Here is a 13,867-nt window from a genome sequence, read left to right as displayed (position 1 = left end):
CGGATGAGCCTTTCGCCCCAGTTCCTCGACGAGCTCCGCTCGCGCACGCTGCTTTCGGCGCTGATCGCCAAGACGGTGAAGCTGCAGCGTGCGGGCCGCGAATTTCGCGCCTGTTGCCCGTTCCACAACGAAAAGACGCCCAGCTTCTACGTCAACGACGACAAGGGCTTCTATCACTGCTTCGGCTGTGGCGCGCATGGCGATGCGATCCGCTGGATGACCGATCAGCGCGGGCTGCCGTTCATCGACGCCGTCAAGGAACTGGCGCAGGCTGCAGGCCTCGACATGCCCGAACCCGATCGGCGTTCGGCGCAGCAGGCCGAACGCGCCCGCGGGCTGCACGACGTCATGGAGGCCGCCGCACGCTGGTTTTCCGAGTGCCTGCACGGCATCGACGGTGCACCCGCACGGGCATTGCTCGAACGGCGTGGGATCAAGGCGGACGTCGCCCGCAGCTTCGGGATGGGGTTCGCCCCCGACTCGCGCGGTCGCCTTCGCCAAGCACTCGCCAGCTTCGGTGATGCGATGCTGGTCGAGGCAGGTCTGCTGATCGCGGTCGACGACAAGGAACCCTATGATCGGTTCCGCGGCCGATTGATGATCCCGATCCGCGATGCACGCGGTCGCGTGATCGCGTTCGGCGGCCGCATCATCGGCGACGGCGAACCCAAATATCTCAATTCTCCCGAGACGCCCTTGTTCGACAAGGGGCGGACGCTGTTCAACCTCGATCGCGCCCAGGCGGCCGCCCGACGGTCGGGGCGCGTGATCGCCGTCGAAGGCTATATGGACGTGATCGCGCTCGCCCAGGCCGGGTTCGAAACCGCCGTCGCGCCGCTTGGAACCGCGATGACCGAGCACCAGCTCGACCGACTTTGGCGGATGTCCGAGGTGCCCCTGCTCTGCTTCGATGGCGACGCCGCGGGACAGAAGGCCGCGCTCCGGGCCGCCCATCGGGCGCTGCCGCTGCTCCAGCCCGGGCGCAGCCTTGCATTCGTCACGCTGCCCGACGGCCTCGATCCGGACGACCTGATCCGGCAACAGGGGCCGGGCGCCTTCGAGGCGTTGCTCGCGCGCACCGAACCGCTGGTCGACCGCCTCTGGGCGAGCGAGCTTGCCGCCGAGCCGATCGGCACGCCCGAAGCCCGGGCGGGGTTCAAGCGACGGCTCGGGGAACAGGCCGGCAGCATCGCCGATCCCGACGTGCGCAGCGAATATCAGGCCGAATTCCGTCGTCGTTTTGACGCGCTGTTCGCACGCGGCGATCGGCACGGAAGCGCGCCGGGGCGCAGCTATGCCCCCCGCCCGGCAGGACGCGCGGGGCGCCCGTCGCGCGGCTGGCAACCACCCGAAGCGCCCCCCTCACCCGTCGCCCGCAGCCTTGGCGCCGGCGGGCTCGACCCCGTCCTGGCCCGCGCCGTCCTGGCCGGGCTGTTGCGCCATCCCGCTGAGATCGCGCGGCATGTCGAGGTGCTGGGCACGATGCGCGATGCCTCTGGCGCACTCGGAAAATTGTTCGAGGCGGTCATTGATGCCGCACTTGAGGAAAGGCAGCTTGATAGCGACAAACTCGTCACCATATTGGCGCGGTCTGGATTCGATCAGGTAGCAAACGAGTTGTTGCGGGCCGACACGCTGCCCTTTTCCTTCGTGCGTCGGAAACCCGATGACGAGGAACGGGCACGCGCCGACCTGGGCGAAGCCATTGCGGTTATGGTGGCACAGCCGGCCGTCGATGCGGCACTGGCGGCAGCGACGGCCGCTCTTGCACGCGATGGTTCCGAGGAAGCCTTTACCCGTCAGGTGGCCCTGGGCCGCCAGCGGCAGGAGCTTCAACAGCGTCTTGCAAATCTGAGACTTGCGGACGAAGGCGATTTCGATGAATAGGGCGGTGTAAAATAGCCGCCATCGGTATTTTCGAGGGCATTTGATGGCGAAGGCGAACGGTGGCGGTGACGACAACCTTGAGGCTGGCGATGCACCGCTGATCGACCTGAACGAAGGTTCGATCAAGAAGCTGATCGCACGCGCGAAAAAGCGCGGCTACATCACGGTTGACCAGCTCAACGAAATGCTGCCGCAGGACCAGATGTCCTCGGAGCAGATCGAGGACATCATGTCCGCGCTTAACGACATGGGCGTGAACGTTGTCGAGAACGAAGACGCCGGCGAGGACGCCGAGGCGGAGGACGATTCGGCCGACGAGACCGATTCGAACGACTCGATCGACGATTCCGCGCCCGCCTTCGAAACCAAGAAGAAGGAAACGGTCGACCGTACCGACGACCCCGTGCGCATGTATCTGCGCGAGATGGGGGCCGTCGAGCTGCTGAGCCGCGAAGGCGAGATCGCGATTGCCAAGCGCATCGAGGCGGGCCGGGACACGATGATCCTGGGCCTGTGCGAGTCGCCCATCACGTTCAACGCGATCATCGGCTGGTCTACCGCGCTCAACGAGGGCACGATGCAGCTTCGCGAGATCCTCGATCTCGACGCGATGCTCTCGAAGGATCCTGGCGCCGAGGCGATGGCCGAGGACGGCGAAGGCGACGCCGGTGACGGCGAGATCAGCGAAAAGACCGCCGGTCCGTCGTACAAGGAAGAAGAGGACATCGAGGAAGAGCCCGGCGAGGACGACGAGGACTCGATGACCGAGCACCGCGCGCGCCGTCCCGCAGAAGAGGAAGAAGACGACAACACGCTGTCGCTTGCGCAGATGGAAGAACAGCTCAAGCCGCAGGCGCTCGAGAAGTTCGCGAACATCACCGCGATCTACAAGAAGTTCGCCAAGGTCCAGCAGCAGCGCCTCGAAGCGATGGCGGCGGGCGGCGAACTCCCGGCGACCGACGAGCGCAAGTACCACAAGTTGCGCGAGGACCTGACCGCGGAAGTCGAAAGCGTCCAGTTCCACCAGCAGAAGATCGAATATCTCGTCGACCAGCTCTACAGCTTCAACCGGCGCCTGACGGCGCTGGGCGGGCAGATGCTGCGCCTCGCCGAACGGCACAAGGTGAGCCGCAAGGACTTCCTTACCCGCTATGTCGACCACGAGCTTGACGAAAACTGGCTGCAGGCCGTTGGCGGGCTCGACAAGAAGTGGAAGAACTTCGCCGAGACCGAAGCCGTCGCGGTTGACCGCATCCGCGGCGAGATGGCTGAAATCGCCCAGCAGACGGGCATGTCGCTCAGCGAATTCCGCCGCATCGTCAACATGGTGCAGAAGGGCGAGCGCGAGGCGCGTATCGCGAAGAAGGAGATGGTCGAGGCCAATCTCCGCCTCGTGATCTCGATCGCCAAGAAGTACACCAATCGCGGCCTGCAGTTCCTGGATCTCATCCAGGAGGGCAATATCGGCCTGATGAAGGCGGTGGATAAGTTCGAATATCGCCGCGGCTACAAGTTCAGCACCTATGCGACCTGGTGGATCCGTCAGGCGATCACCCGCTCGATCGCCGATCAGGCGCGCACCATCCGCATCCCGGTGCACATGATCGAGACGATCAACAAGCTGGTCCGCACCAGCCGCCAGTTCCTCCACGAGCAGGGCCGCGAGCCCACGCCCGAGGAGATGGCGGAGCGCCTGAGCATGCCGCTCGAGAAGGTGCGCAAGGTGATGAAGATCGCCAAGGAGCCGATCTCGCTCGAAACGCCGATCGGCGACGAGGAAGACAGCCATCTCGGCGACTTCATCGAGGACAAGAACGCGATCATCCCAGTCGACGCGGCGATCCAGGCGAACCTCAAGGAAACGGTCACCCGCGTTCTGGCGAGCCTTACCCCGCGCGAGGAGCGCGTGCTGCGCATGCGCTTCGGCATCGGCATGAACACCGATCACACGCTGGAAGAAGTCGGCCAGCAATTCTCGGTGACACGCGAGCGTATCCGCCAGATCGAGGCCAAGGCGCTCCGCAAGCTCAAGCATCCGAGCCGCAGCCGCAAGATGCGCAGCTTCCTCGACCAGTGATGCGGCCAAGGCTGCGCGAATGCGTGGCCTGTCGCTGCTGACCCGGCATCGACGCGCCCCGGACCCGCATGGGTTCCGGGGCGTTTTCGTTTCCGGAGCCCTGCCCAGCCCGACCCGGCCGGCGCAGATGGTGAACGCGGCGTCAACCACGTCTCTACGCGCTTCGGTATAACCCCTTTGGCAGAAAGGCGAATGCGGCCCGCTTCTGGGGCGATGCTGCGTTGGGAGCCTATGCTATACGATACCGCACAGATCGCCCGTCTCGGTGGCAGTTGGGGTGTGCTCGGCGCGCTCGTTGAATCCGACGCAAGCGCGCGTCATCCCCATATGCAGCGCCTGCGCGCGGTGTCGGGGCCGATGCGCGACCTGGCAGATGCGGTTCACTTCCTCTGTCTGCTGCATGGCCATCATCCGGGCGTAATCGATCATGCGCTTGGCCAGGCGCGCCATCCGGCCGAAATCGAATGGATCGAAGCCGCGGCGGCCGGCTTTGCTGCCGAACGCGCGTTTCTGGTACGCCTGGTCGCAGGCGCGGGCCCCATGCCCAGCACGCCCGGCCATGCCGAGGCGGAGACGGCAGCGCTGGGGCAACGCCATGCGCTCAACATGCTCGCGCAGTCGGATCGCGTCGGGTGCGCGACGGGCGCCGCACTGGCGCTCGCAATCGATTGGGCGATGCTGCGCGCGGTTCTCGATCTCGCCGCCGAGCGGTTCGGCGTCAATGCGCCCGAAACCGCGCTGCCGCCGCCCGAAGAAACGCTGACCGTGGTAGACGCAATGGCCGAGCGGCCTGCGGTCGAACGGGCCATGCTGTTCGGTGCGCAACAATTGCTCGCCCAGCATCGGGGGCTGTGGGATCTGCTCGAAGCCCGCGCGAGCGCGCGTTTGCGGGGCTGAAACAGCCTCTTGCAAGCCAGCGCGTCCTGCCGCACGCTTGGCAAATGCGCTTTGAAGGAACCGAGAGCTATGTCGCGACCGACGACCTGAAGGTCGCGGTCAATGCTGCTGTGATGCTGCGGCGGCCGTTGCTGGTGAAGGGGGAGCCGGGGACGGGGAAGACCGTGCTGGCGCACGAGATCGCGCGGGCGGTCGGGGCGCCGTTGATCGAGTGGAACGTCAAGTCGACGACCAAGGCGCAGCAGGGTCTTTATGAATATGATGCAGTTGCGCGGCTGCGCGACGGGCAACTGGGCGACCCGCGCGTCCATGATATCGGCAATTACATCCGCCGCGGCAAATTGTGGGAAGCATTCACCGCACCCGAACTGCCGGTATTGTTGATCGACGAAATCGACAAGGCGGATATCGAGTTTCCCAACGACCTGTTGCAGGAACTCGACCGGATGGAGTTTCACGTTTACGAGACCGGCGAGACGATCCGCGCCGAGCGCCGCCCGATCGTCGTCATCACGTCGAACAACGAAAAGGAACTTCCCGACGCGTTTCTGCGACGGTGTTTCTTTCACTATATCCGCTTCCCCGATCGCGAGACGATGCAGGCGATCATCGACGTCCATTTCCCGGATATCCAGAAGATCCTCGTCAGCCGTGCGCTCGATATCTTCTACGATATTCGCGAAGTGCCGGGATTGAAAAAGAAACCTTCGACCAGCGAGCTTCTCGACTGGCTGAAGCTGTTGCTGCACGAGGAAATGCCGCTGGAAGTACTTCAGTCGCGCGACCCGACCAAGGCGATTCCGCCGCTGCACGGGGCGCTTTTGAAGAACGAACAGGACGTGATGCTGTTCGAACGGCTCGCCTTCATGGCCCGTCGCACCAAGAATTGAGCCCCAATGGCAGGACGAAATTGGCGTTTCGCCGCAATATCCCGGCGAAAACCGCCGTTCGCCGGTCGATTCAATCAACGTTAATGCTTCGTTAACCCGTTCCGGATACCTCCAGGTACAGGGGGGCGCTGTAACGGTGCCCGAGTATGCGTAGCTTGTGTTGGATCGCGGCGTTCGCCCTGGCGGTTCCGGCCACGCCGGCCGTCGGCCGCGAATCGCTGCTGGAATATGTCGGCGAGTGCGTGCCCTTTGCCCGTGCGGCATCGGGCATCCAGATCTATGGCGACGCCTGGACCTGGTGGAACCAGGCACGCGGCCGCTATGCCCGCGGCAACCGGCCCAAGGTGGGCGCGGTGATCGTCTTTGCCCGCACCGCCCGCCTGCCGCTGGGCCATGTCGCCGTCGTCAGCCGCATCGTCGAACCGCGCGTGGTGATGGTCACGCACGCCAACTGGTCGCGGCTCAACGGCGCGCGCGGCCATGCCGAGCAGGACGTGACGCTGTTCGACGTGTCCGAACGCGGCGATTGGAGCATCGTCAAGGTCTGGTTCCGCGACAGCGAGGGGCTGGGATCGTCGAGATACCCGGTCAACGGCTTCATCTATGGCGCGCCCGACCCGACGGCGTCGGCGCGCGTCCCCCGCGCCCGCCCCGCCCGCGAGCTGACCGGACGCCACCCCGATTATGTCGCATCGCTGATCGACGCCTATGCCCGCTGAAGCCCGCGGGCGCAGCGGTTGCGGTTACACTGGCGGTTGCGCTTGCCGCGGCCCGCAGCGTGACGCATCACCACGCCATGGAGCGACGATCCGGAACGCGTGACGCGCGGCTGCCGCTGGCACTCATCACGCTTGCCGGGCTGGCGCTGCGGATCGCCGCCGCGCGCGGCGGACTGTGGCTCGACGAGGCATGGTCGGTGGTCCAGGCGGCCGAGGTGCGGACGCCGCTGGGCGTGTTCCTGTCGATCAACCACGACAACAACCATCACCTCAACTCGCTGTGGCTGCTTGCGGTCGGCGTCGATGCGCCGTCGCTGCTGATGCGCGCGCCGGCGATCGTCGCGGGCACGATCGCGATCCCCGTCGCCGCGGCGATCGCGGGGCGCACGAGCCGCGCCGCGGCGATCGTCACCGCGCTGCTGTTCGCGCTGTCGCCCGCGCTCGTCACCATGGGGTCCGAGGCGCGCGGCTATGCGCCGATGCTGCTCGCGCTGCTCGTCGCGATCGAGCGGACCGACCGCTGGCTGCGCGACCCGCGGCGCGAGCCCCCTGCCCTGACGCTCGGGCTGTGCTTCCTGATCGGCGCGCTGTCGCAACTGACGATGCTGTTCGGCTTTGCCGCGCTGACCGGCTGGGTGTGGATCGCGACGGCGCGGCGGCACGGCCCGCGCGCCGCCTTCGCGCGCACCGCCCGGCTGATGTTCCCCGCCGCCGCCGCGCTGGCGGGCGTGCTGACGATCGTGGCGATCGGCGCATGGCATGGCGGCGGCTTTCACTTCGGCGCCGTCGAGCCGTTCCGGATCGCGGCCTTCGTCCACGGCATGTCGGGCGCGGTCGGTTTCGGGCTGGGGCTGCAATGGCTCGACACGGCGGGATTCGCCGACGCGCTGATCGTGCTCCCGCCGCTGTTGTTCGGCATCGCGGCGGCGATGCGCCTGCCGCGAACGGCGTTTCACCTCGCCGCGCTGATCGGCCTGCCCGCCGCGGTGCTGATCCTCCATCCGGCCAATCCGGGGCACGCGCGCTATTACCTGATCGTCAGCCTGTCGCTGCTGATGCTGACCGGCACGCTGATCGCGGCGGCATGGCGCCGCGGCGGGATGCCGCGCGGAACGGCGACCGCGACGCTGGCGCTGATCGTCGCCGGGATGATCGCGGGCGACGCCACGCTGATCGTCAACCGGCGCGGTGACCCGGCCGCGGCGATCGCCGCGATGCAGGCGCGCGCGCCGCAGGGAACGACCGCGATGCTCGACCGCGAGCCCGCACGCGCGGTGCTGCTCGTCGCGGCGGCGCAGGCGCATTATCCGCTGAACCTGACGCTCGACCCGTGCGCCGACGCGGCATTCCTGTTCGCCGACCGTTTCGACGCCGCCGCGCCGCCGGGCGCGCACGAACGCTGTGGCCGCAACTATGCCGCGATCGCGCATGGCGAGGCGCGCGGCATGTCGGGCACCCACTGGACGCTGTACGCACGCGCGCCCTAAGATGGCGCGATGTTCCTCGCCTTTCTCGACGCGCTGCGCGCCGCCGGCATCCAAGCCAGCCTGAAGGAGCATCTGATCCTGCTCGAAGCGCTCGATGCGCAGGTGATCGAGCCAACGCCCGACGCCTTCTATTTCCTCGCCCGCGCGACCTATGTGAAGGACGAGGGGCTGCTCGATCGGTTCGACCAGGTGTTCGCCCATGTCTTTCGCGGCGCGCTTGCCGCCCCGGCGGCCGAAGGCGCGGCGATCCCCGAGGAATGGCTGCGCGCCGTCGCCGAGCGCTACCTGACCCCCGAGGAGATGGCGAAGATCGAATCGCTCGGATCGTGGGACGCGATCATGGACGCGCTGCGCGAGCGGCTCGCCGAGCAGCACGAGCGCCACGAGGGCGGCAATCGCTGGATCGGCACGCGCGGCACCTCGCCCTTCGGCAATTCGGGGTACAATCCCGAGGGCGTGCGGATCGGCGGCGAAAGCCGGCACGGGCGCGCGATCAAGGTGTGGGAGGAACGCGCCTTTCGCAACCTGGACAACAGCCGCGAACTGGGCACGCGCAACATCAAGGTCGCGCTGCGCCGGCTGCGCCGCTTTGCGCGCGAGGGCGCGGCCGACGAGCTGGACATCGACGCGACGATCGACGGCACCGCGCGCCGCGGCTGGCTGGACGTGCGGATGCGGCCCGAGCGGCACAATGCCGTCAAGCTGCTGCTCTTTCTTGACGTCGGCGGGTCGATGGACCCGTTCATCACGCTGTGCGAGGAGCTGTTTTCGGCCGCGACCGCCGAGTTCAAGAACCTGGAATTCTTTTATTTCCACAACTGCGTCTATGAGGGCGTGTGGAAGGACAACAGCCGCCGCCGCACCGAGCGCACCCCCACCTGGGAGGTGATGCACAAATATGGCCACGACTATAAGCTGGTGTTCGTCGGCGACGCGTCGATGAGCCCTTACGAGATCACCCATCCGGGCGGATCGGTCGAGCATTTCAACGAGGATGCCGGCGCGCTGTGGCTCCAGCGGCTGACCAACACCTATCCCGCCGCCGTGTGGATCAACCCGGTGCCGCGCGAATATTGGGGGCACACCCACTCGATCGGGCTGGTCCGCGAGATCATGCGCGACCGCATGTATCCGCTGACGCTCGAAGGGCTCGACGGGGCGATGCGCGAGCTGAGCCGCAAGCGCTGACTCAGGCGCGGGCGCGGGCGCGGCGCGGTTACAGCCGCTCGATCGCCCGGTGGAGGCGACGCAACACCGCCGCGTCGTGCGCCTGCCCCTCGGCCGCTTCCGCCGCGAGCGCCATCAGCCGCACTGCGCCGAAGCTGGCGGCGAGCCCCTTGAGCCGCAGCGCCGCGCTGCTCCAGGCATCGGGGCTGTCGGCAAGCTTGAGCGCCGAGAGGCTGCGGCGCACGCTTTCGAGAAACGCCGCGCGCAGATCGGCGATCAGCGCGGGCTCGTCGCCCACCGCCGCCGCCAGAGTCGCATCGATCGCACCGGGATCATAGGCCATGATGACGGCGATAGCGCGACAGGCTTAACCGATCGTTTCCAACGCTGGCCGGGCGCCCCGCGCTTGTGGTAAACGTCGCCGATGACTGGGGGAACTCCGGCCGCAACGGCGCACCAGCCCGGCACCGACGCCGACGAACTGATCCTTTCGGACGCGATCGAGGGGGCGCCCGCGCCTGCCATCGGCGCGCCCGACAGCGACGCCGCGCACGCTGCGGACCATGACGACGAGGCCGATGCCCCCGATTGGGACGCGACGCCGGGCATTTCGGCGCGTCACGTCCTCGGCTGGTTGCTCGCCGGCGTGACGGTGATCGCGGGGATCGGATGGGTCGCGACGATGCTGGCGCTTGCCGCGCCGCAACTGGGCGCGATCGACGCGCTGACGCTCACCCAGTTCGTCGCCGCGCTGTGCATGCCGCCCGCGCTGATCGGCGTGCTGTGGCTGATCGGCATGCGGACGAGCCGCCGCGAGGCGCGCCGCTTTGCCGATGTCGCGCGCGCGATGCGCGCCGAGGCCGCCGCGCTGGAGCACAGCATTGCCCGGCTGGCGATGCGGATCGAGCGCAACCGTGTCGAGCTTGCCGAACAGACCGCCGCCTTCGGACGGATCGGCGACCGGGCGGTCGACCAGGTCGACGGCGCCAGCGCCGGGCTCGGCGCGCAGGTGCGCGCGATCGAGGCGACCACCAATACGCTGGCCGAATCGCTGGGCGAGGCCGAGCGCCGCGTCGAACTGGTGCTCGCCTCGCTGCCGCGCGCGCATGACGAGATGCGCGGGCTGGCCGAACGCGTCGACGCCGCGGGGCTGCTCGCAAGCCAGCATGCCGCCGCGCTCGACACGCAGCTCACCGCGCTCGCCGAACGCGGGCGCGAGGCCAACGACGTCGCGAGCGGCGCCGCCGAACGGCTGGCGGCGCATATCGCGCGGATGGAAGCGACGAGCGAGAGCGCGAGCGCGCGGCTGGAGGGCGTGACCGGACAGATGTCCGCCGCGGTCGATTCGGTGCTCGACCGCACGACGCAGGCGGTCGACGGCGCGCGCGCAGGGATCGCCGCGCAAGGCGAGGCGATGCTGGCGATGCTGAGCGCCAACCAGGCCGCGATCGACCGCGCCGGACGCGACAGCATCGACGCGCTCGCCGAGCGGATCGCCGCGGTGGAGGGCGCGATCGACCGGATCGGCGCGCGGCTGGGCGACGAGCATCTGCGCAGCGCAACGCTGTTCGACACGCTGCACGAGCGGCTGGGCGAGGCCGATGCGGCGATGACGCGCTTCCATGACGGCGGTGTCGAGCGGACCCAGTCGCTTGCCGCGGCGGTGAGCGCGCTCACCAGCGCGTTCGAGGGCATGGGCGACGCGATGGGAAGCGGCGAGGCGCTGGCGCGCAAGGTGATCGCCACGGCCGACGACCTGCTGCTGGCGCTCGACGCCGCGGCGCGCGAGATCGACGAGACGTTGCCCGAGGCGCTCGCGCGGCTCGACCAGCGGATCGCGGCGAGCCGGCAGGCGGTGGCGGGCGCCAAGCCCGAGCTGCTCGCGCTCGTGACCGCCGCCGAAAGCACGCACGACGCGATCGAGGCGATCGCCGATGTGGTGGCCCAGCAGCGCGAGACGCTGGCGCGGACGCAGGCGGCGCTGCTCGACACGCTGGCGACGGGGACCGAGCGCGCGGCGACGCTGTCCGACAGCGTCGAGGCGACGATCGCGGCGGTGCGCAGCTTTGGCGAGAGCGCGGCGCCGCAACTGGCCGACGCGCTGGTGCGCGTACGCGACACCTCGGTCGCCGCGGCCGAACATGCGCGCGAGGCGCTCGACGACATCGTGCCGCATGCCGAACGCGCGCTCGAGGCGGCGAGCGACGCGGCGCTGCGCCGGGCGATCGACGGATCGGTGCGGCGGCAGATCGCGGCGCTGACCGAGGCGACCGACGATGCCGTTGCGGCGGCGACGCGCGCCTCCGAACGGCTGGCGGCACAGCTGGCGGCGCTGACGCGCGCGACGGGGGCGATCGAGCAGCAGGTCGAGCAGGCGCGCGACGCGATCGAGACCGCCGACAGCGAGAATTTCGCGCGGCGCAACAGCGCGCTGGTGGACTCGCTCAATTCGGCGGCGATCGACATCACGCGCGCCTTTGCCGCCGATGTGAGCGACAGCGCCTGGGCGGCGTATCTGAAGGGCGATCGCGGCGTGTTCACGCGGCGCGCGGTGCGGCTGCTCGAGCCCGGCGAAACGCGCGAGATCGTGCGCCTGTACGACAGCGACCCGACGTTCCGTGAGAACGTCAACCGCTATATCCATGATTTCGAGGCGATGTTGCGCCAGGTGCTGGCGCTGCGCGACGGGTCGCCGCTGGGCGTGACGCTGTTGTCGTCGGACGTGGGCAAGCTCTATGTCGCGCTTGCCCAGGCGATCGAGCGGCTGCGCGCCTGACGCGCCCGCCGGGGCCGCCTAGCGGCGCGCCCAGTCGAGCATGTCGGCGGTGACCCAGCCATAGACATAGTTGAGGAAGAAGGCCGCGAAGAGCAGTGTCGCCACGATCGTCGTGCGGACGAGCAGCCGGCGCAGGTCGAAATGCGCGGGTGCGCTGTCGGCCTGGCCCGGGACGAGATCGACCCCCGCCTCCTCCGCCGTGCGGACCCCGAAGGGCAGCACGAGGAAGACCGAAAAGGCCCAGAACAGCACATAGATCGCAAGCGCCGACTGCCAGCGCATCTCAGACCTCCACGATCATCACGTCGACCACCGGCTTCTTGCCGGTATAGCGCGTCGCCACGCGGCGCACGGCAAGCCGCAGCGCCTCGCGCAGCGATTCGAGGTCGCGGCTGTCCTTGGCCACCGCGTCGGCGGCGGCTTCGGCGGCCTCCTCGATAAAGGCGTCGCGATCCTCCTCGACCGGCACGCCCTGGACGCGCACCTGCGGGGCGCCGAGGAGGCGGCCGCCGCGGATCGCCACCGCGACCGAGAGATGACCATAGAGCGACAGCCGGCGGCGCTCGGTAATCGTCGCGCCGTCGGCAGGCAGGATGACGTCGCCGTCGAGGACGAGCCGCCCGACCGGTGCATGGCCGACCAGTTCGGGCTTGCCGGGCGCGAGCCGCCAGATGTCGCCGTTCACCTGACGGATCGCCTGGGGCACGCCCTGTTCGAGCGCAAAGCGCGCCTGCTCGCGCATGTGGCGGACCTCACCATGCACCGGCAGGATGATCTCCGGGCGGATCCAGCGGTACATCTCGGCGAGTTCGGGGCGGCCGGGGTGGCCCGACACGTGGACGAACGCCTGGCGATCGGTGACGATCTCGATCCCGCGTGCGGCGAGCGCGTTCATGATGCGGCCGATCGCCACCTCGTTGCCGGGGATCTGGCGCGACGAGAATACGACGCGGTCGCCCTCGCTCAGCTTGAGCGGGTGGCTGCCCTCGGCGATACGCGACAAGGCGGCGCGCGGTTCGCCCTGCCCGCCCGTCGCGACCATCAGCACGCGCGACGGCGGCAGCGTCATCGCGGTGTCGAAATCGATCGTTTCGGGGAAATCGCGCAGATAGCCGGTCTGGCGCGCGACGCGGATGATGCGTTCGAGCGAACGGCCCGCGACGCACAGCTCGCGGCCGGTGTCGCGCGCGACCTCGCCCAGCGTCTGGAGCCGCGCGGCGTTCGACGCGAAGGTGGTGACGAGGACGCGACCCGTCGCCTCGCCGATCACCCGATCGAGCCCGTCGCGCACCGCCGCCTCGGACCCCGACGCCTTGGGATTGAAGACGTTGGTCGAATCGCAGACGAGCGCGAGCACGCCCTTGTCGCCGATCGCGGAGAGTTCCTCGGCAGTCGAGGCGCCGCCGAGCGACGGCGCGTTATCGAGCTTCCAGTCGCCGGTGTGAAAGACGCGCCCGTGCGGCGTTTCGATCAGCAGCGCATTGCCCTCGGGAATCGAATGCGCGAGCGGCACATAGCGGACGCGGAAGGGACCGATCGCGAACGGATCGAGATCGTCGACCACGTTGAGTTCGACGCGATCCTCGATCCCCTCTTCCTCGAGCTTGCCGCGGATCAGCCCCGCGGTGAACGGCGTCGCGTAAAGCGGCACGCCCAGATCGGCGGCGAGATAGGGCAGCGCGCCGATATGATCCTCATGCCCGTGCGTGAGCACGATGCCGAGCAGGCTGTCGAGCCGGTCCTCGATGAACTGAAGGTCGGGCAGGATCACGTCGACGCCGGGATAGCTCGCATCGCCGAAGGTGATGCCGCAATCGACCATCAGCCATTTGCCCTGGGCTCCATAGAGATTGACGTTCATGCCGATCTCGCCCGAACCGCCGAGCGCGACGAAGAGAAGTTCGTTTCCGGGAGTCACTTCGATCCTTTGCCTTCCACGCGCGTGCCTGACGGCCGCGCTTTCAAAT

Annotated in this window: 11 protein-coding genes; 8 read left to right on the top strand and 3 right to left on the bottom strand. The window is 68.2% G+C overall.

Features of this window, described 5'->3' with window-relative positions; genetic code table 11:
* Window positions 1–3 precede the first annotated feature (3 nt).
* The 7 genes from dnaG to ACT3CF_RS09380 all read left to right on the top strand — a co-directional run bounded on the left by dnaG (window position 4) and on the right by ACT3CF_RS09380 (window position 9,145).
* Window positions 4–1,887 carry a DNA primase gene (gene dnaG, locus ACT3CF_RS09410; RefSeq protein WP_478422162.1) on the top strand — a complete coding sequence of 628 codons (1,884 nt, stop codon included), beginning with the start codon at window positions 4–6 and terminating at the stop codon, window positions 1,885–1,887.
* Window positions 1,888–1,930: 43 nt separating this feature from the next.
* Window positions 1,931–3,964, top strand: a complete 2,034-nt coding sequence (gene rpoD / locus ACT3CF_RS09405) for an RNA polymerase sigma factor RpoD (protein WP_478422161.1) — start codon at window positions 1,931–1,933, stop codon at window positions 3,962–3,964.
* Between the two features lie 231 nt (window positions 3,965–4,195).
* On the top strand, window positions 4,196–4,861 hold the full coding sequence (locus ACT3CF_RS09400; protein ID WP_478422159.1) for a DUF6975 family protein: 666 nt from the start codon (window positions 4,196–4,198) through the stop codon (window positions 4,859–4,861).
* Between the two features lie 44 nt (window positions 4,862–4,905).
* Window positions 4,906–5,751, top strand: a complete 846-nt coding sequence (locus ACT3CF_RS09395) for an AAA family ATPase (protein WP_478422158.1) — start codon at window positions 4,906–4,908, stop codon at window positions 5,749–5,751.
* Window positions 5,752–5,897: 146 nt separating this feature from the next.
* Window positions 5,898–6,470 (top strand): CHAP domain-containing protein, encoded by a 573-nt coding sequence (locus ACT3CF_RS09390; RefSeq protein WP_478422156.1) that lies wholly within the window; start codon window positions 5,898–5,900, stop codon window positions 6,468–6,470.
* 77 nt (window positions 6,471–6,547) lie between these two features.
* Window positions 6,548–7,957 (top strand): hypothetical protein, encoded by a 1,410-nt coding sequence (locus ACT3CF_RS09385; RefSeq protein ID WP_478422154.1) that lies wholly within the window; start codon window positions 6,548–6,550, stop codon window positions 7,955–7,957.
* 9 nt (window positions 7,958–7,966) lie between these two features.
* Entirely contained in the window at window positions 7,967–9,145 is a 1,179-nt protein-coding gene (locus ACT3CF_RS09380; RefSeq protein ID WP_478422152.1) for a vWA domain-containing protein, read from the top strand.
* A gap of 28 nt (window positions 9,146–9,173) precedes the next feature.
* Here the strand turns inward: ACT3CF_RS09380 and ACT3CF_RS09375 are convergent, their stop codons facing one another.
* Entirely contained in the window at window positions 9,174–9,467 is a 294-nt protein-coding gene (locus ACT3CF_RS09375; RefSeq protein ID WP_478422150.1) for an Hpt domain-containing protein, read from the bottom strand.
* Window positions 9,468–9,548: 81 nt separating this feature from the next.
* Between ACT3CF_RS09375 and ACT3CF_RS09370 the strand changes: the two genes are divergently transcribed.
* Window positions 9,549–11,900 carry a coiled-coil domain-containing protein gene (locus ACT3CF_RS09370; protein ID WP_478422148.1) on the top strand — a complete coding sequence of 784 codons (2,352 nt, stop codon included), beginning with the start codon at window positions 9,549–9,551 and terminating at the stop codon, window positions 11,898–11,900.
* A gap of 18 nt (window positions 11,901–11,918) precedes the next feature.
* Here the strand turns inward: ACT3CF_RS09370 and ACT3CF_RS09365 are convergent, their stop codons facing one another.
* Window positions 11,919–12,182 carry a DUF1467 family protein gene (locus ACT3CF_RS09365; protein WP_478422146.1) on the bottom strand — a complete coding sequence of 88 codons (264 nt, stop codon included), beginning with the start codon at window positions 12,180–12,182 and terminating at the stop codon, window positions 11,919–11,921.
* A gap of 1 nt (window position 12,183) precedes the next feature.
* Window positions 12,184–13,818: a ribonuclease J gene (locus ACT3CF_RS09360; protein WP_478422144.1), complete on the bottom strand. Its 1,635-nt coding sequence runs from the start codon at window positions 13,816–13,818 to the stop codon at window positions 12,184–12,186.
* Window positions 13,819–13,867: the final 49 nt, after the last annotated feature.

Source organism: Sphingomonas chlorellae (genome assembly GCF_056485145.1).
The sequence above is the reverse complement of the archived record's forward strand: the minus strand, read 5'-3'. Positions and strand labels throughout refer to the sequence as shown.